A 16,959-nucleotide genomic window follows, 5' to 3' on the forward strand; every position below is an offset into this window, starting at 1 on the left:
CTCGATGTCGCGGATGCCGGATTGGTCCCGTGGGTGCCTTTTCGGCCGCCGACCTGGACGTTCGACCGAGTGGCTGGGTGGATTCGGATGCTGTAGAAAGTCACATAGCGGCCAAGTCGTGATCCTTCTCACATCTCATTGTTACCTCGGGTAAGCGCACAACGTGCGCCACACCCGATCCCGCCGGAAGAAGGTTGACCATGCTCCTGCCGATGTCGCCGACCGACTCCATGTTCCTGCTGGGCGAGTCGCGCGAGCATCCCATGCACGTCGGTGGCCTCGTGTTGTTGCAGCCTGCCGAGGGCATGGACACGAAGGAGATCCGGTCGATGCTCGATGCGGCGTTGCGGCGCGGGGACGTGGCGCCCCGACTGCGCAAGCGCGCCCGGCGTTCGGTGACCTCGCTGGGCCAGTGGGGTTGGGACACCGACACCGAGGTCGACCTCGACTACCACATCCGACACGACGCACTGCCGCAACCGGGTGGCACCACCGAACTCATGGACCTGGTCTCGCGACTGCACGCGGGCCTGCTGGACCGCAACCGTCCGCTCTGGGAGATGCACCTGATCGAGGGCCTCGCCGACGGTCGCTTCGCCGTCTACATGAAGATCCACCATGCCCTGGCCGACGGGGTCTCGGCGATGCGGATGCTGCGGCGCGCGCTGAGCGAGGACCCGGACGCCCGCGACATGCCGGCACCCTGGGAGCCGACGCCGGCCGAGCGCAGGGCGGGACTGACGCTGGTCGTGGACGAGCCCACGACCGACGGCGGCGGTGCACTCGATCTGGTCGCGAGTGCGGTGCGCGTCGCGCGCGACGTGGTCGGAGAGGCGGCGAGCCTGGTGCCCGCCCTGGCGGGGACCGTCGACCGCGCACTGCACGACCGCGGCGGTGCCCTCTCGCTCGCCGCCCCCAAGTCCGTCTTCAACGTGCCGATCGGCGGGGCGCGACGCTTCGCCGCCCGGTCCTGGCCGATCGAACGGCTTCGGCTGGTGGCCAAGTTCGCCGACGCCACCATCAACGACGTGGTGCTCGCGATGTGCTCCGGGGCCCTGCGGACGCACCTGGCCGCGAGCGACGAGTTGCCCGAGAGCCCGCTGGTCGCGATGGTCCCCGTCTCGCTGCGCAGCGAGCGACGCGAGGGCACGGCAGGCAACGAGATCGGGATGCTGACCTGCACCCTCGGCACCCACCTCGACGCCGCAGGGGACCGGCTCGCGGCCGTGCGGGAGTCGATGAGCGAAGGCAAGGAGTCGATGCGAACCCGCAGCGCGACCCAGATTCGCGCGATGAGCGCGCTGGGAGTCGCCCCGCTCGCGCTCGGGATGTTCCTCGGTTCGGGCGCCCCGATCCGGCCGGCGAACGTGATGATCTCCAACGTGCCCGGGCCGGGGATGCCGCTGTACTGGAACGGTGCCCGGCTCACCGCGCTCTACCCGCTGTCGATCCCGGTCGACGGGCAGGCGCTGAACATCACCTGCACCAGCACCGACGACGAGATCGCCTTCGGGCTCACCGGGTGCAGGCGCACCGTGCCCGATCTCGAGCCGATGCTCGGCTTCCTCGGCGACGAACTCGATGCGTTGGAGGACGCGGTCGGTCTCTAGAGCAGAGCGAAGGCGGCGCTCCGCCGGTCGGGGCGGGGCGATTCGTCCACTACGCTGGTGCCTTGTGCTGTCCGTAGTTCCGCATCCGGTGATCGTCCGGGCGCCGTCGAAGGTGAACCTCCATCTCGGTGTCGGTGACCTGCGAGAAGACGGCTACCACGAGCTGACCTCGGTCTTCCAGGCGCTCTCGCTCAGCGACGACGTCCGGTTCGCCGACGCCGACGAGCTCTCCGTCACCGTGTACGGCGACGACGCCGGCGCAGTCCCCACCGACAGCCGGAACCTGGTCTGGCAGGCCGCGGAGCTGCTCGCCGAGCGCGCGGGCCGCGCCCCGAACGTCGCCGTCTCCATCACCAAGGGCATCCCGGTCGCGGGAGGTATGGCCGGCGGCAGTGCCGACGCCGCGGCCGCACTGGTGGGGCTCAACGAACTGTGGCAGCTCGGACTCGACCGCGCCGAGCTGAGCGGAATCGGCGCGCAGCTCGGCAGCGACGTGCCGTTCGCACTGCACGGGGCCACCGCCCTCGGCACCGGCCGTGGGGAACGGCTGCTGCCGGTGCTCGCGCGCGACACCTATCACTGGGTGCTCGCGCTGGCCAAGGGTGGCCTGAGCACGCCGACGGTGTTCCGGGAGCTGGACCGGCTGCGTGCCGAGGGCAGTCCGCCGCGCCTCGGTGGCGCCGAGGCGTTGATGCACGCGCTGGCCGCCGGTGACCCCCACGCTCTGGCGCCCCTGCTCGGCAACGATCTGCAGCCCGCCGCGCTGTCCCTGGCGCCCGTGCTGCGGCGTACCCTGCGCGCCGGCACCGATGCGGGCGCGCTCGCCGGCATCGTCTCCGGCTCCGGACCCACCTGCGCATTCCTGTGCGCCGACGCCGAGGCCGCGGTCGCTGTCGGAGCGGAACTGGCAGGCGCAGGCGTGTGCCGGACCGTGCGGATCGCGCACGGACCGGTGCCCGGCGCCCGCATCATCGATCACGAGACGGAGCACTGATGGCCAACCTGATCAACCTGGAGCAGGTCTCGAAATCCTTCGGGATCAAACCGCTCCTGGACTCCGTCTCGCTCGGGGTGCAGGAGGGCGAGCGGATCGGTGTCGTCGGTCTCAACGGCGGCGGCAAGACCACCATGCTCGAGGTGCTCGCCGGACTCGAGCCGCCCGACAGCGGCCGGGTGAGCGCGGTCGGCGGACTCCGAATGGCCGTGGTCACCCAGCGTGGCGTGCTGCCCGCCGGGTCCACGGTGGCCGACGTGGTGCTCGCGCCGCTCGGGATGGCCGAGCACGAGTGGGCGGGCGACGCGCGAATCCGGTCCATCCTGGCCGGGATCGGTATCGACTCGGTCGGACTCGACCGCGGTGTCGAGGGGCTCTCCGGCGGTGAGCGTCGCCGCGTCGCGCTCGCCGCAGCCCTGGTGCAGGACCTGGACCTGCTGGTGCTCGACGAGCCCACCAACCATCTCGACGTCGAGGGTGTGCAGTGGCTGGCCGAGCATCTCGTCGGTAGGCGCAGCGCGCTGGTGGTCGTCACCCACGACCGCTGGTTCCTCGACACCGTCGCCAACCGGACCTGGGAAGTGGTGGGCGGCAAGGTCGAAAGCTACGAGGGCGGCTACAACGACTGGATCTTCGCCCGCGCGGAGCGGTCTCGGCAGGCCGATGCCTCCGAGGAGCGCCGCCGCAACCTCGCCCGCAAGGAACTGGCGTGGCTGCGCCGCGGCGCCCCGGCGCGAACGTCGAAGCCCAAGTACCGGATCGAGGCCGCGGAGGCGCTCATCGCGGACGTCCCGCCGCCGCGCGACAACGTGGCGCTGGCCTCCTTCGCGCAGCGCAGGCTCGGCAAGGTCGTGATCGAACTCGAGGACGCGCGGCTGACCACGCCCGACGGACGCGAACTCGTGCACGACCTGACCTGGCGGCTCGCGCCGGGCGAGCGGATCGGTCTGGTCGGCGTCAACGGCTCGGGCAAGACCACCCTGCTGCGCACCCTCGCTGGTGAGCTCGAACCGGCGACGGGTCGTCGCATCCAGGGGCAGACCGTCAAGATCGGCTGGCTGCGCCAGGAGCTCGACGACCTGCCCGTCAAGATGCGGGTACTCGAGGCGGTCAAGGACGTCGCCGAGCGGATCACCTTGGGAGACAAGGAAATTTCGGCAGGACAGCTGGCCGAGCGGTTGGGTTTCACGCCGGCCCGGCAGCGGACCCCGGTCGGTGACCTGTCCGGTGGCGAGCGGCGTCGGCTGCAGCTCACCCGCGTGCTGATGAGCGAGCCGAACGTGCTGCTGCTCGACGAGCCGACCAACGACCTGGACATCGACACCCTCCAGCAGCTCGAGGACATCCTCGACGGCTGGGCGGGCACGATGGTCGTGATCAGTCACGACCGCTACCTGATCGAGCGGCTCTGCGATTCCACCTGGGCGCTTTTCGGCGACGGCAAACTGACCAATCTGCCCGGCGGCATCGAGGAGTACCTGCGGCGACGGGAGGCGGTGGCAGCCATGGCCGCGCCGGGTCCGGCGCCTGTCACGTCCGCGCGTACCGGCGGCGCGGGCGACCCGGTGGTGGTTCGGGACGGTGCCGCCGATCGTGCTGCGCGCAAGGAACTCAGTCGCCTCGAGCGGCAGGTGGCCAAGCTCGACGAGCGCGAGTCGACGCTGCACACGGCGCTCGCGGAGGCTGCCACCGATCCGGAGAAGCTGCAGCGGCTCGACGCCGAGTTGCGAGCGGTCGTCGCGGAGAAGGAGACCGCGGAGGAGCGGTGGATGGAGTTGGCGGCCGAGCTCGAGTAGCCCGGCCGGTTCTATTCACCTCCCGCGTACGTGTGAAGGCGACTACTCTGCGAAACAGGTCAGTGTCTGTTTCATGGGTCACCGTCATGGAGGGCGTGCGTCATGGATCTGGAGGCCTTCGCCGAGATCAGCAAGCTCAAGTACCGCTACACGCGGGCCTTGGACACCAAGAACTGGCCGGTGTTCCGGGAGACGCTGCTCCCCGATGCGACTGCAACCTACGGTGAGCACCTGGGTTTCGAGGACCGGGACGCCTTGTGCTCGTTCATGGAGATCACCCTCGGACCGCACGTCCTCACCGAGCATCTGTGCGGTCAGCCCGAGATCGACGTCAGCGGTGACACCGCCACCGGTGTCTGGGTCCTCGCGGACACGGTGATCATTCCCGAGGACGGAATGTTGTTGCGCGGCTCGGCTTTCTATCACGATCGGTACGCCCGGAACGAGAACGGCGAGTGGCGCATCTCGCACACCGGGTACGAGCGGACCTACGAGATGGTGATCGCGCTCTCCGACGTGCCGAGCTTCCAGCTGACGTCGAATCGCTGGGCGGCGATGGAGATTCCGCCCGCGACGGCCTGACGCGCGAGCGCCCCGGCCTGGGCACAGGGTGTCGAGAATGCCCGACCTACCGCCTCGGTCTGCGTACCCCGACACCCGGGCCTGGCTGCGTGCGCTGCCGGCGCTCCCCGGTAGCCCCGCGGTGGATCCCGGCCCGATCCCGGCGCAGCCGTCCACGCTGTTCCTGCGCTGGCTGGAGGAGGCGGTCATGGCGGGGGAGCCGGAACCGCAGACAACGGTGCTGTCGACGGCGACCGCGACGGGGGACGTCGACGCCCGGGTGCTGATCCTCAAGGACGTCGACAAGCGGGGGTGGTGGTTCTCGGGCACCACCGACTCGCCGAAGGGGCGCCAGCTCGCCGCGAACGCCGCCGCGGCCCTGACGTTCTACTGGCCGGGTCTCGGCAGGCAGGTCCGGGTGCGTGGCCGGGTCGAGGCTGGACCGGCCGAGGTCAGCGCCCGCGACTACCTGGAGCGGTCGGTGACGGCGCGGGCGGTGGCCGCGGCGAGCAGTCAGAGCGAGCCGCTCGTCGACGAGGCCGAGTACGACCGTGCGATCGCCGCGACCGTGGCCCGAATCGAGGCAGATCCCGGCTACGTCGCGCCGGGCTGGCAGGCTTGGTGCCTGGTCCCGGACAGCGTCGAATTCTGGCTCGCCGATCCGGGCCGCAGGCATAGGCGGTGGCGGTACCGGCGGGCCGTCCCGACGGGATGGTCCACCGAGACGCTCTGGCCGTGAACGACGTGCGACGGGAGCGGGTGTGACCATTATTCAATCGCGACCCGTCCCGGTCGCCCGCACGGCTGGACGACGTGGACCCCGGCGCGATCGCCGCCCTGTTCGGTCCGCGGGCAGGCACACTCGACACATGATCTCCGAGATGCTCGCCCGGGCCGCGCTCAACCCGGTGCCGTCGGTCCGCTCGCTCGCCGAGCGACTGACCGGCTCCGGGGACGGCCGGCTCGACGGGAAGACAGTCCTGCTGACGGGGGCCTCGTCCGGGGTGGGGGAGGCGGCCGCGCACCGGTTCGCCGACCTCGGTGCGGAGGTCGTTCTCGTGGCCCGCGGCGTCGATGCGCTGGAGGCGGTGCGCGACGAGATCCGTGCCGCGGGCGGGGCGGCGCATGCGCTCGCCTGCGACCTGACCGACGCCGACTCGGTGGGGCGGCTGGCCGAGGTCGTACTGGCGGAGCACGGGCCGGTGGACGTGCTGATCAACAACGCCGGACGGTCGATCCGCCGCACCGTCGAGGAGTCGCTCGACCGATTCCACGACTACGAACGGACCATGGCGCTCAACTACTTCGGGCCGGTACGCCTGACCCTGGCGATGCTTCCCGCGATGCTCGAGCGCGGCGCGGGACACGTGGTGAACGTCGCGACGTGGGGCGTGCCGGGGCGGGTGATGCCGAAGTTCGCGGCCTATCACGCGTCGAAGTCGGCGATCACCGCGTTCGGCCGCGATCTGGGTGCTGAGGTGGCGGGCCGCGGCGTGGCCGTCACGACGGTGCACTTCCCGCTGATCCGTACCCCGATGATCGCGCCGACCGCGGACTACGACTCGATGGCCGCGCTCACCCCACGCGAGGCGGCCGACTGGTTGGTCCGGGCGGTGCGGACCCGGCCGGTCGAGATGATGCCGAGCTACACGGAGGTGCTGCGGTTCGTCGACTCGCTGTCCCCGGCACTGGCCGACGCCCTGGTCCGGCGAACCGGCATCTGAGTCAGCCGCGCGGGGCGCTCGGCCGTGGGCCGGGGAGTCGCAGCGTCAGTCGGGCGCCGCCGAGGGGGCTGTCGGTCAGGGTCGCGGTGCCGCCGTGCAATTCGGCCTGCTGCGCGACCACCGCCAGCCCGAGTCCGGATCCCTCCGCCCGGGACCCGGCCCCGCGAACGAAACGTTCGAAGACGGACTCCCGCTCGGACTCGGGAATCCCTGTGCCGTCGTCGTCGACCGCGATCGTGACACTGCCGTCGCTCGGATCGGTGGCGACGCTGACGAGCACCCGGCCGGCTCTCCCGTGCCGGACCGCGTTGGTCACGGCGTTGTCCAGGACCAGTCGCAAACCGGTCGGGATGCCCCGAACGACAAGGCTTTCGGGGGCGGCGACGGCGATGTCGAGGCCCGGGTGGATCCGCGCGGACTCCTGGACACAGCGGTCGACCAGCTCGGCGAGGTCGACCTGCTCGTGGTCTGCGGGATCGGACAGCTCGCCCGCAGCGAGCCGCTCGAGGTCGGTCAGCGTGGTCTCCACCTGGCGTTGCGTCGCGAGCAGGTCGCGCAGGATCTCCTCGCGCTCCGATCGGCTCAGCCGCATCGTGGACAGCACCTCGAGATCGGTCCGCATCGACGTCAGCGGGGTACGCAGTTCATGCGCGGACACCGCGGCGAAGTCTCGGGCCGAGCCGAGTGCCTTCTCGGTCCGCTTCTGCGCCGCGGCGATCCGGTCGAGCATGTGACCGATCGCCTCCGACAGTTCCTCGGCCTCGCGTGCGCCGCGCACGTTCGGTCGCCCGGCGCCCGGATCGTCGCCGATGGTGTGCGTGGCGTCGGCCAGCAGTCGCAACGGCCGGACCGCGCGCCCGGCGAGCAGCCAGCCCAGGGCGCCGGCCGCGGCGATGGCACCGATCGCGGCAACGGCTACCGCCACCTGCTGCTGTCGGATCGCCCGAATCAGCGGGTCTTCCGGGACGCTGAGGGCGATGACCGTGCCGGGTTCGCCGGCGACGGGGACGTCGCGCCTGCGGACGGCGACACCGGATGTCGATTCCGATCGGATCACCTCCGGCGCGGCACTCTCCGGAAGGGGGAGCAGCGGTGTGGCGGGGAGGGCCGGCGCCGCGTCGAACGCCATGCTCGTCGGCACCGACAGGGTCGCCGAGTCGAGGGTGCGGTCGAGCTGCTCGGACCCGTTCACGCGCAGGAACACCGCGACGGCGATCCCGATCGCCGCGATCACGATCGTCGCTGCGAGCGCGGAGACGACTGCGACCCGCGCTCGCAGCGAGATCGAGCGCCTCACGGCTGGTCCCGCAGGACGAAGCCGACGCCTCGGACGGTGTGCAGCACTCGCGGTACCGAGTTCGCCTCCAGCTTCTTGCGTAGGTAGGTGACGAAGACGTCGACCACATTGGTGTCGGCGTCGAAGTCGTACCCCCACACCAGCCGCAGCAGTTGTGGCCGGCTGAGCACGATTCCCGCGTTCTCGGCGAGCACACCGAGAACGTCGAACTCGCGCTTGGTCAGCTCGAGCCGTCGGCCGCCGACGTGGGCGCGCCGGCCGGGCAGGTCCACCTCGAGCGGACCGACGGTAACCAGGCCCGCGACCGCGGCCCGTGGTGCCCGACGCAGCAGGGCGCGGAGCCGGGCGACGAGTTCGCCGAGCTCGAAGGGCTTGGTGAGGTAGTCGTCCGCCCCGGCCTCGAGGCCCGCGATCCGGTCGCCGACCGAGCTGCGCGCGCTGAGTACGCAGATCGGTACCTCGTTGCCCATGGCCCGCAGCGCCGTCACCACGCCGACCCCGTCCAGACCCGGCATGTTGACGTCGAGCACGATCGCGGCGGGGCAGTCGGCCGCCACCGCGCGCAGGGCGGAGGCCCCGTCCGCCGCGGTCTCCGTGTGGAATCCGGACAGTCGGAGCCCCCGCTCGAGCGAGGTGAGGACCTTCGGGTCGTCGTCGACGACGAGGATGCGGGCGGTTGCGGTCACCCGATCCATGGTGCCAGCGGTGACGGACTGGCCTAGCAGGTGCGCGTCGCCGCGACGGTGCCCGCGGGTGCGGTGTCACCGAGGGCCAGCCGCAGCATCTCGATCACCTGCGCGGGAAGATCCGCAGCCACGAGATCGGCCGGGGTGGCGGGCACGGTCGGTGCCGATGGGACGGCGGACGCGGCAGGGTCGACCGGGTTGGCGGGGTCGCCCGGGGTGGCGGGGACGACCGGGGCGGCGGCGATGATCGTGCCCTCGCCGATCATCTTCTGCACCTCCGCGTCACTCAGCGGGATCGCCGCGACCCCGCACCGGGGTTCGGTGATCGACGGATCCGTCGCGGTGGGCGCCGCGTCCCGGAGAACGACCGGACCGCCCTGCGGGATCGCGTTGTCCGCCCAGGCGACGCCGGGGGCGACGAGGGCCCCGACTGCCGCGAGGCCCGCCGCGGTCACGCCGATCCGGCGGCGGACGTTGCTGGTGGTGAGGGAAGTGGGCATGAGCGAACTCCTTCGGTCGTGTCGAGGCTCCAGCGGCTTCGACACGACTCAAGGTATGGACGAAAAACTCGGCGTCCGTTAGCGAGTCATTAGGGGTTCATTAGACCGGCGCGGTGACCCTGCGCTGGATCCGCAGCCACACCGCGAATCCCCAGATCACGAAGGCCCCGTACACCAGATACAGCACCGCCGAGGGGTAGTACCCGGCATGCAGCAACTGCGGTACACCGACGAGATCCACGCCGATCCAGATCAGCCAGAACTCGGTCCAGCCGCGGGCCATGCCGTAGGTCGCGAGCATCGAACCGGTGAAGATCCAGGCCTCCGGCCACGGACCGTAGGACCCGATTCGTTCGAAGATCTGCGCGAAAAGCACTGTCCCGACTGTCATCACGGAGATCAGCAGCAGTCGGTCACGGGGTGTGGCCCAGCGAGGCAGCACCGCCTCGCCGGTGGAGTGCCGCGAGCGCAGCCACCGCGACCAGCCGTAGACGCTCACGGAAATGAACATCAGCTGGCGACCGGCCTGGCCGTACAGGTTCAGCTCCTGTGGGGTGTGGAACAGCGCGCCCATGAACACGGTGAACAGCAACGCATTTCCGGCGATGCCGACGGGCCACGCCCAGACCACGCGCTTCATCCCACCGATCGCGGAGGCAATGCCGAAGCCGTTGCCGACGATCTCGCGCCACAGGATCGTGGCCCCGCCGATGTGCAGTTCCGCGTCGAACAGGGTGAGCAGCGGATTCACGGAGCTAGTCGGCGGTCGCGACGAGCGGCTCGAGTGTGAGCTCCGGGTGCTCCTTCTGGATGTACTGCAGCCGCCACTTGTCGCTGACGAGGGCGAGCATCACCCCGTCGGACCGGGTGAACACCTCGACCCCGCGCTGGCGCCCGAGCTCGGTGGCGGACTCGGCGTCGGTGCGACGGGCGAGCTGGTACGGCAGGCCCTCCATCCGGGCCTCGACCGAGAACTCCGCCTTCATCCGGGCGGCGACGACCTCGAACTGCATCGGTCCGACCGCGGCCATCACCGGCGCCGCGTCGCCGCGAATGTCGTTGCGCAGGATCTGCACGACACCCTCGGAGTCGAGCTGTTCGACCGCGCGACGGAACTGCTTGTACTTGCTTGCGCTCTCCGCGCGCAGCACCGAGAAATGTTCGGGGGCGAACGACGGGATCGGCGGGAACTCCACCTTCTTGTCGGTGAACAGGGTGTGTCCGGGCGCCAGCGCGGTCGCGTTCACCAGGCCGACGACGTCGCCCGGGTAGGCAGACTCGACGGTGGAGCGCTCGCGGCCGAACACCGTCTGCGCGTATTTGGTGGTGAACGGCTTTCCGGTCTGCGCATGCGTGACGACCATGCCACGCTCGAAGACCCCGGAGACGATCCGCATGAACGCGAGCCGGTCGCGGTGTGCGGTGTCCATGCCGGCCTGGACCTTGAACACGACGGCGCTGAACGGGTCGGTGACCTCGCGGGGCGTGCCCTTGACGTCCTCGCGCGCACCGGGTGCGGGCGCGAGCGCGACCAGGGTGTCGAGGATCTGCCGGACTCCGAAGTTCAGCATCGCGGACGCGAAGATCACCGGTGAGGTCTGCCCCGCCAGGAACATCTCCTGGTCGTGGTCCTGGCCGCTGGCCGAGAGCAGCTCGCTCTCCTCGGCCGCGGTCTCCCACTCGCCGCCCTCGCGGGCGGCGGCGGCCCCGGCGTCGAGGATCTCCTCGGGCGCGATCTTCGCGCCACCGGCGGTGCGGGTGAATCGGATGTACTCGGTGGCGGCGCCGTCCTCGCCGCGGCGCAGCAGGCCGCGGAAGTCGCCGGCGATGCCGACGGGCCAGTACAGCGGCGTCGGCGTCAGGCCGATCCGCTCGGAGATCTCGTCGAGCAGTTCGAGCGGCGCCTGGCCGGGCCGGTCCCACTTGTTGATCACCGTGATGACCGGGATGCCCCGGTGGCGGCAGACCTGGAACAGCTTGAGGGTCTGCGGTTCGAGGCCCTTGGCGGCGTCGATGAGCATGACCGCGGCGTCGACGGCGGTGAGGACACGGTAGGTGTCCTCGGAGAAGTCCGAGTGACCGGGTGTGTCGACCAGGTTGATGACGTTGACCTGGTCGTCCGGGGTCTCGGTGGAGTGGTAGCTGAACTGCAGGGCGGTGGAGCTGACGGAGATGCCGCGGGCCTTCTCCATCTCCATCCAGTCCGAGACTGTCGAGCGCCGGCCCGCCTTGCCGTGCACGGCGCCTGCCTCGGCGATCATCTTCGCGTGCAGCGCCAACGCCTCGGTGAGCGTCGACTTTCCGGCGTCCGGGTGCGAGATGACGGCGAAGGTGCGGCGTCGCGTCGCCTCGGCGGCCAGCGCCCTGGCGGACTTGTCGACCACCGCGGGCTCGGCGGCGGTGCCGGTGGACGATGCGGCTGGCGCGGACGCGGGCTCGGTGGTCACCGGGGATTCCTAACTGACAGACAAGGCGGGGGAGCAGTGGCGATGCGCCAGTAGTCCAGGTTACCCGTGCCTCCGGCGCCGGGGTGAGGCGCTCCCCGAACCGCGGCGCCGCGGTTTTCGTGTAACAACCGAGCGCCGGTTCGCGCTGAAACAAATGTGGGGCCGTTGTGTCCCGGCGCATAATCAGCGTGACTCCACCATCCTGCGCGACCCGCATAGGTGAGGAGAGCATCGTGAGCAGGTTCACCGACGAGATGTACGCGACGGCCGCGAGCAGTTCCCGCGGGCTGGTGACCGGCGAACCGGGCACCTCGCTGCGGCAGTCCTGGGGCGAGGTGCACCGGATTGCCCGGCGTATGGCGGGTGCCCTCGAAGGCGCCGGCATCGGTCCGGGCGACGCCCTCGGTGTGCTCGCCGGGCAGCCGGTGGACATCGCGCCCGCCTGCCAGGCCGCCTGGATGCGGGGCGCCTCGGTGACGATGCTGCACCAGCCGACGCCCCGCACGGACCTGGGGATGTGGGCGCAGGACACCGAGACGATCATCAGGATGATCTCGGCCCGGGCGGTGATCCTGGGGCCGCCGTTCGAGGCGGCCGCACCGCTGCTCGCCGAGCGCGGCATCACGGTGCTGCCGATCGAGAGCCTGCGCGACGGGCCCGACTCCGCACCGGTCGCGACCGGCGAAGCGGACGTCGCGCTGCAGCAGCTCACGTCGGGTTCGACGGGGTCGCCGAAGGCCGTGCAGATCACGCACGAGAACTTCTTCGCGAACTCCTGCGCGATCACCGATCGGCTCAAGTTCCGACCCGAGACCGACGTGATGATCAGCTGGCTGCCGCTGTTCCACGACATGGGCATGATCGGGTTTCTCACCGTCCCGATGCACATCGGCGGGGAGGTCGTGAGCGTCACCCCGCTCGACTTCCTGCGGACGCCGACCCTGTGGGCCGAACTGATCAGCAAGTACCGCGGAACCGTCACCGCCGCACCGAATTTCGCGTACTCGCTGCTGGCTCGGCGGCTCGCGCAGGTCGAGGACGGCGCGTTCGACCTGTCGACGATGCGCTGCATGCTCAACGGTGCCGAGCCGGTCGATGCGGCCACCATGACCGCGCTCGCGGAGGCCGGGGCGCGTTTCGGTCTGGATCCGGCGGCGCTGGCACCGACGTACGGGATGGCAGAGGTGACCCTCGCGGTGTCGTTGCCCGAGCCCGGGCAGGGGATGGTGCTCGATCAGGTGGATCCGGACCTGCTCGAGGCGGGCGGCCTGGCGGTGCCGTCGCCGCGGGCGAACGCCCGCAGCATGCCGACACTCGGTCGCCTGGTGCTGGGACTGGAGGGGCGCGTGGTGGGCGCGGGCGGGCTGGTGCTGCCGCGCCGGGCAGTGGGAGTCATCGAGCTGCGGGGCAAATCCGTCACGCCGGGCTACCTGACGGTGGACGGTCCCAGACCTGCCCAGGACGCCGACGGCTGGATCGACACCGGCGACATCGGGTACATCACCGAGGACAATCTGGTCGTGGTCTGCGGCCGAGTCAAGGACGTCATCATCATGGCCGGCCGCAACGTCTATCCCACCGACATCGAGCGGGCCGCGGGCACGGTGGCCGGGGTGCGTCCGGGGAATGCGGTGGCAATCCGGCTGGACGCGGGCCAGAAGCGGGAGTCCTTCGCGGTCGCGGTGGAGACCAATGCCGTCGACGACCCCGACGAGGTCAAGCGGATCGAGCGCGAGGTCGTGCACGCGGTGTTCTCGGAGGTCGGGGTTCGGCCGCGGACCGTGGCGGTGCTCGGACCGGGCAGCATTCCGAAGACGTCCTCGGGCAAGCTGCGGCGCACCCACTCGGCGACCCTCGTCAGCGGTAGCTGAGTTACGTCGCGGCCGTCACGAGGTGCTGCAGGCGTCGGTGACGGGAACCTCCGGGGACCACCGGTCGGACGCGACGTCGCGGGCCCGGACGTAGCCGTCGGCGGTCCCGTCGCAGTGGTCGAGCAGGGGAGACTCGTAGCTGAACGCGCCGCCGACGAAGCCCGGCAGGGACTGGGTCGTGGTCGTGAAGGAGGAGGTCGAACCGTCCGGTCGCCGGACGACGAGGTCGACCGGGCTCTTGACGGTGAAGTGGTCGCCGTTGATCCTGACCCGGGCGACGTCGTCGCCCACCGGGGCGCAGACGCCGCTGTCGCAGACGATCGAGTGCCGGTAGGTGGTCAGCCAGAGCGCGGGGTCACCGAGGGGGTCGGCGGCCGTTGCGGCCGGTGCGGCCGCAACCTGGGGCAGCGCGAGCACCACCCCGATCATCAGGGGAGCGCAGAGTTTCATGACGTGTCCGTTCCTCGTCGGATGTCCCGGCCGCGGTGTGGTCCGGGGCGTGGGAACCTCATCGTCAGGCCCGTCGAGGCGCGGCACACGCGTAGTCGACTACGCGATCAGAGCCCGTCGAACTCGTCTCGCTGCACAGTCAGTGCAGCTGGTTCTGCGCCGCCTCGAGACCGACCCGCAGCAGCAGCTCGACGGCGTCGGCGGCCTCCTCCCGGACGAGGTCGAGTTCCTTGCGTTCGACCGAGGAGAACGGCTTGAGCACGTAGTCGGCGGGATCCATTCGGCCGGGCGGGCGCCCGATGCCGACGCGGGTGCGCAGGTAGTCCTTGGTGCCGATTGCCTGGGAGATCGACCGCAGGCCGTTGTGACCGCCCTCGCCGCCACCCAACTTGAGTCGCAGCGTCCCGTAGTCGAGGTCCAGTTCGTCGTGCACGACAACCAGATTCGCGGGCTCGACGGAGAAGAACCGGGCCAGTGCGGCGACCGGTTTGCCCGACAGGTTCATGTAGGAGCGGGGCTTCGCGAGGATGACCTGGCGGCCCGCGATGCGCACGGTCACCGCGTCGGCGCCGCTCTTCTTGTGCACGCTGAACCTGGCGCGTTCACGGTCGGCCAGAGTCTCGACGACCATGAAACCGACGTTGTGCCGGGTGCGCTCGTACTGCGGTCCGGGATTGCCCAGCCCGACGACCAGTGCGGGGGCTTCGGTTGGTTCGCTCAACGCGGTCGACCCTCTCGGTTGTGGGGAGGTGCCGCACAGACGTCAGCGGCGCGCCGTCCCGGTGGGATGGCGCGCCGCTGACGTTAGCGCTGCACTGATGTGTGCGGTGGCGAAGCCTAGGCCTCGGACTCGGTGGCGGCCTCGGTGGCCTCCTCCGCGGGAGCCTCGGCACCCTCGGCGCCGGAGCCCTCGGACTCGAGGGCCTCGGCGGTCGGGGCCGCGACGATGTTGACGATCAGCACCTCCGGGTCACCCTGCAGGGTGGAGCCGGCGGGCAGGACCAGGCCGCTGCCGTGGATCTGGCTGCCGACCTCGAGGCCCTCGACCGAGACCTCGATCTGCTCGGGGATGTTGAGGGCGTCGGCCTCGATGGAGACGACGGTGGCGTCCTGGGCGACCATGGTGCCGGAGGCGGCCTCACCGGTGACGACGACGGGCACCTCGACGGTGACCTTCTCGCCCTTCTTGATGACGAGCAGGTCGGCGTGCTCGATGTAGTTGCGGATCGGGTGGACGACGACCGACTTGGTCAGCGCGAGCTGCTCGGTGCCGGCGATGTCCAGGGTCAGCACGGCGTTGGTGCCGTGGGCGCGCAGGATCGCGGCGAACTCGCGGGCAGGCACGTTGAGGTGCTGCGGGTCGGTGCCGTGGCCGTAGAGCACGGCGGGAACCTGGCCGTCGCGGCGGGCGCGGCGGGCGGCGCCCTTGCCGAACTCGGTGCGGACGGCGGCGACGAGGTTGTTGACGTCGGTCGACATGGGAATACAGCTCCTACGGCTCACATCAGATTTACTTCGCTTGGATGCTGTTCTCGACGGGGCGGACAACGCGCAACGGCCCGGAGCAACAGCTCTGATGGAATCCGTGGCCGCGTCGATCACGGTGACCCTGCTTCGCAAATCAGGAGCGGGTCACCCTCGCCGAGACAACTTGTACAGCCTACCCGACGAGCGCACTTGCGGCTAATCGCCCTGCGGCCCCGCGAGCGCGCGTACCGCCGGGCTGGCGGCGCGGCGCACGAACGCGCAGTCGGCGAGGCGTTCCGCGTCGCCGAACGTCAGCGACAGCTCGATCGAGTCCGCGAGGCGATAGGGGCGGCCCTCGACGACCGAGCCGAGCGCCCGCCGGAGCCTGGAAATCTCCGCGCGGACCGCGACAGCGTGATCCGGGTCGCCGTAGACACCCGAACTCAGGTCGGCGACGGACATGCCGCGGCGTCCGCGCTGGTGCAGCAACAGCAGGATCTCCGCGTGCCGGGCCGTGACGGGCGCGCGCCACGTCGAGTCCGTGCCGGTGACCTGCACGGTCGGCGGGTCGGACAGGTCCAACTCCATGAGGATTCGCGTGGCCGCGCCAGTCGGCCGGATCAGCCAGCCGCCGGCGACCGGCTCGGGCAGGCACATGCCGAGGCCCGGCACCGTCACGGCTCGCTCGTTGCGCGGGGCCGCTATTCGTCTGGTGGCGGCGACCCCGGAGGTGTGTGCCACCCACCCGTGTTCGTCGACGAGTAGCAGCGGTCCGGAAACGGACGCGAGCAACGGCGCGGCGGTGGTGCGCAAGCGCTCGAGGCGATGCTCGTGGTGGCGCCACAGTTGCGCCTCGGCCATGCGGACGGCGGTCGCGACGAGCGCGCTGATGGTGGGATGCAGCGTCAGGGCGGGTCCGCTGACGTCGACGACACCGAGCAGCTCGCCGGTGCGCGGATCGTGGATCGGCGCGGCGGTGCAGTACCAGGGATGCTGCGCCTGCTCGAAGTGCTCGGCGGAAAACAACTGCACCGGAGCAGCTTCCGCGATCGCGGTGCCGATGGCGTTGGTGCCGACCGCGGTCTCGGTCCACTGGGCGCCGTCTCGGAATCCGAGGACGTTCGCGCGCTCACGCACCCTGGCCGAGCCGGCGCGCCACAGGATGATTCCATCGGCGTCGGTGACGACCATGAGCAGTTGCGAGGCCTCGGCGACGGCCGCGACGACCTGCGCGAGATCGTCGATCACGCCGGACAGCGGCGAGCGGGAGCGACGCCGTTCGACCTCGGCGAACGGCAGCAGTGCTCGGGTGTTGGTGCGGTCCGGTGCGAGGCCCGCGCCCAGGACGCGCGCCCACGACCGCTGCACGACCGTCCGAGGGCGCATCGCGGACCGTCCGCCGCCGATCAGTGCGTCGTGCATGCGGGACAGCTCGCGGGCGTATCGGGGCAGGTCGGTGCCGGGAGTGATCGCGCTGAAGGTGCCCACGATCCCCATTTCTCCTCGTCGTTCCGGTCCGGCGAGCATATGTCCGGAGTGTGTCGCGCGCCACAGTC

At 70.6% G+C, this 16,959-nt stretch carries 16 protein-coding genes; 7 read left to right on the forward strand and 9 right to left on the reverse strand.

What is annotated here, in order from left to right; genetic code table 11:
- Positions 1-200: 200 nt before the first annotated feature.
- From ACFVH2_RS06390 to ACFVH2_RS06415, 6 genes are all read left to right on the forward strand, one after another.
- Entirely contained in the window at positions 201-1,610 is a 1,410-nt protein-coding gene (locus ACFVH2_RS06390; RefSeq protein ID WP_378420355.1) for a wax ester/triacylglycerol synthase family O-acyltransferase, read from the forward strand.
- 64 nt (positions 1,611-1,674) lie between these two features.
- The gene (locus ACFVH2_RS06395; RefSeq protein WP_378420354.1) at positions 1,675-2,604 is read left to right on the forward strand and encodes a 4-(cytidine 5'-diphospho)-2-C-methyl-D-erythritol kinase; all 930 of its coding nucleotides are present in this window, start codon (positions 1,675-1,677) and stop codon (positions 2,602-2,604) included.
- On the forward strand, positions 2,604-4,400 hold the full coding sequence (locus ACFVH2_RS06400) for an ABC-F family ATP-binding cassette domain-containing protein (protein ID WP_378420353.1): 1,797 nt from the start codon (positions 2,604-2,606) through the stop codon (positions 4,398-4,400). Before ACFVH2_RS06395 ends, ACFVH2_RS06400 begins: the two co-directional genes overlap by 1 nt.
- 102 nt (positions 4,401-4,502) lie before the next feature.
- On the forward strand, positions 4,503-4,982 hold the full coding sequence (locus tag ACFVH2_RS06405; RefSeq protein WP_378420352.1) for a nuclear transport factor 2 family protein: 480 nt from the start codon (positions 4,503-4,505) through the stop codon (positions 4,980-4,982).
- 37 nt (positions 4,983-5,019) lie between these two features.
- The gene (locus ACFVH2_RS06410) at positions 5,020-5,700 is read left to right on the forward strand and encodes a pyridoxal 5'-phosphate synthase (RefSeq protein ID WP_378420351.1); all 681 of its coding nucleotides are present in this window, start codon (positions 5,020-5,022) and stop codon (positions 5,698-5,700) included.
- Between the two features lie 22 nt (positions 5,701-5,722).
- The gene (locus ACFVH2_RS06415; RefSeq protein ID WP_378420350.1) at positions 5,723-6,685 is read left to right on the forward strand and encodes an SDR family oxidoreductase; all 963 of its coding nucleotides are present in this window, start codon (positions 5,723-5,725) and stop codon (positions 6,683-6,685) included.
- Position 6,686: 1 nt separating this feature from the next.
- Here ACFVH2_RS06415 and ACFVH2_RS06420 read toward each other — a convergent pair whose 3' ends face one another.
- The 5 genes from ACFVH2_RS06420 to ACFVH2_RS06440 form a co-directional block, all read right to left on the reverse strand.
- Positions 6,687-7,982, reverse strand: a complete 1,296-nt coding sequence (locus tag ACFVH2_RS06420) for an ATP-binding protein (protein ID WP_378420349.1) — start codon at positions 7,980-7,982, stop codon at positions 6,687-6,689.
- Positions 7,979-8,677 (reverse strand): response regulator transcription factor, encoded by a 699-nt coding sequence (locus ACFVH2_RS06425; protein WP_378420348.1) that lies wholly within the window; start codon positions 8,675-8,677, stop codon positions 7,979-7,981. The genes ACFVH2_RS06420 and ACFVH2_RS06425 overlap by 4 nt, the downstream gene beginning before the upstream one ends.
- Positions 8,678-8,700: 23 nt before the next feature.
- Complete coding sequence (locus tag ACFVH2_RS06430; protein WP_378420347.1) at positions 8,701-9,168, reverse strand: light harvesting protein subunit alpha; 468 nt, start codon at positions 9,166-9,168, stop codon at positions 8,701-8,703.
- 100 nt (positions 9,169-9,268) lie between these two features.
- Positions 9,269-9,919: a nicotinamide riboside transporter PnuC gene (pnuC, locus tag ACFVH2_RS06435; protein WP_378420346.1), complete on the reverse strand. Its 651-nt coding sequence runs from the start codon at positions 9,917-9,919 to the stop codon at positions 9,269-9,271.
- Between the two features lie 4 nt (positions 9,920-9,923).
- Positions 9,924-11,615 (reverse strand): peptide chain release factor 3, encoded by a 1,692-nt coding sequence (locus ACFVH2_RS06440; RefSeq protein ID WP_378420345.1) that lies wholly within the window; start codon positions 11,613-11,615, stop codon positions 9,924-9,926.
- 233 nt (positions 11,616-11,848) lie between these two features.
- On the opposite strand from ACFVH2_RS06440, the gene ACFVH2_RS06445 reads away from it, so the two are divergent.
- A complete protein-coding gene (locus ACFVH2_RS06445; RefSeq protein WP_378420344.1) occupies positions 11,849-13,486 on the forward strand; it encodes a fatty acyl-AMP ligase in 1,638 nt (545 codons plus the stop codon).
- 15 nt (positions 13,487-13,501) lie between these two features.
- Here the strand turns inward: ACFVH2_RS06445 and ACFVH2_RS06450 are convergent, their stop codons facing one another.
- The 4 genes from ACFVH2_RS06450 to ACFVH2_RS06465 form a co-directional block, all read right to left on the reverse strand.
- Complete coding sequence (locus ACFVH2_RS06450; RefSeq protein ID WP_378420343.1) at positions 13,502-13,936, reverse strand: hypothetical protein; 435 nt, start codon at positions 13,934-13,936, stop codon at positions 13,502-13,504.
- Between the two features lie 139 nt (positions 13,937-14,075).
- Complete coding sequence (gene pth, locus ACFVH2_RS06455) at positions 14,076-14,657, reverse strand: aminoacyl-tRNA hydrolase (RefSeq protein ID WP_378420342.1); 582 nt, start codon at positions 14,655-14,657, stop codon at positions 14,076-14,078.
- A gap of 116 nt (positions 14,658-14,773) precedes the next feature.
- Positions 14,774-15,415, reverse strand: a complete 642-nt coding sequence (locus ACFVH2_RS06460) for a 50S ribosomal protein L25/general stress protein Ctc (RefSeq protein WP_378420341.1) — start codon at positions 15,413-15,415, stop codon at positions 14,774-14,776.
- A gap of 204 nt (positions 15,416-15,619) precedes the next feature.
- A complete protein-coding gene (locus ACFVH2_RS06465) occupies positions 15,620-16,891 on the reverse strand; it encodes a GAF domain-containing protein (RefSeq protein WP_378420340.1) in 1,272 nt (423 codons plus the stop codon).
- Between the last annotated feature and the right edge of the window lie 68 nt (positions 16,892-16,959).

It is taken from the genome of Rhodococcus sp. NPDC127527 (genome assembly GCF_042672245.1).
GTDB lineage: Bacteria > Actinomycetota > Actinomycetes > Mycobacteriales > Mycobacteriaceae > Rhodococcus_G.

Bases quoted from the DNA above. Each gene is read 5' to 3' on its own strand.
- ACFVH2_RS06410 (WP_378420351.1), top strand. From the start codon at position 5,020: ATGCCCGACCTACCGCCTCGGTCTGCGTACCCCGACACCCGGGCCTGG.
- ACFVH2_RS06430 (WP_378420347.1), bottom strand. From the start codon at position 9,168: ATGCCCACTTCCCTCACCACCAGCAACGTCCGCCGCCGGATCGGCGTG.
- ACFVH2_RS06400 (WP_378420353.1), top strand. From the start codon at position 2,604: ATGGCCAACCTGATCAACCTGGAGCAGGTCTCGAAATCCTTCGGGATC.
- ACFVH2_RS06450 (WP_378420343.1), bottom strand. From the start codon at position 13,936: ATGAAACTCTGCGCTCCCCTGATGATCGGGGTGGTGCTCGCGCTGCCC.
- ACFVH2_RS06390 (WP_378420355.1), top strand. From the start codon at position 201: ATGCTCCTGCCGATGTCGCCGACCGACTCCATGTTCCTGCTGGGCGAG.
- ACFVH2_RS06425 (WP_378420348.1), bottom strand. From the start codon at position 8,677: ATGGATCGGGTGACCGCAACCGCCCGCATCCTCGTCGTCGACGACGAC.
- ACFVH2_RS06460 (WP_378420341.1), bottom strand. From the start codon at position 15,415: ATGTCGACCGACGTCAACAACCTCGTCGCCGCCGTCCGCACCGAGTTC.
- ACFVH2_RS06405 (WP_378420352.1), top strand. From the start codon at position 4,503: ATGGATCTGGAGGCCTTCGCCGAGATCAGCAAGCTCAAGTACCGCTAC.